This window comes from Shigella sp. FC1967, assembly GCF_001743005.1.
Lineage (GTDB): Bacteria > Pseudomonadota > Gammaproteobacteria > Enterobacterales > Enterobacteriaceae > Proteus.
In genome coordinates this window covers 1-354 of record NZ_MIIZ01001418.1, presented here as the reverse complement: position 1 = coordinate 354, position 354 = coordinate 1, and the positions used below count along the sequence as shown (strand labels likewise).

The 354-nt window shown below is 53.4% G+C and carries 1 rRNA gene; it reads right to left on the bottom strand.

Going from position 1 to position 354, the window contains the following annotated elements:
• Window positions 1-354, bottom strand: a 16S ribosomal RNA gene (locus BHE89_RS22580); the annotation flags it as partial.

Genomic DNA, 354 nt, shown 5'->3' with positions numbered 1-354 from the left:
CCCCACGCTTTCGCACCTGAGCGTCAGTCTTTGTCCAGGGGGCCGCCTTCGCCACCGGTATTCCTCCACATCTCTACGCATTTCACCGCTACACGTGGAACTTCTACCCCCTCTACAAGACTCTAGCCAACCAGTTTCAGATGCAATTCCCAAGTTAAGCTCGGGGCTTTCACATCTGACTTAATTGACCGCCTGCGTGCGCTTTACGCCCAGTAATTCCGATTAACGCTTGCACCCTCCGTATTACCGCGGCTGCTGGCACGGAGTTAGCCGGTGCTTCTTCTGCGGGTAACGTCAATTGATAAGGGTATTAACCTTATCACCTTCCTCCCCGCTGAAAGTACTTTACAACCC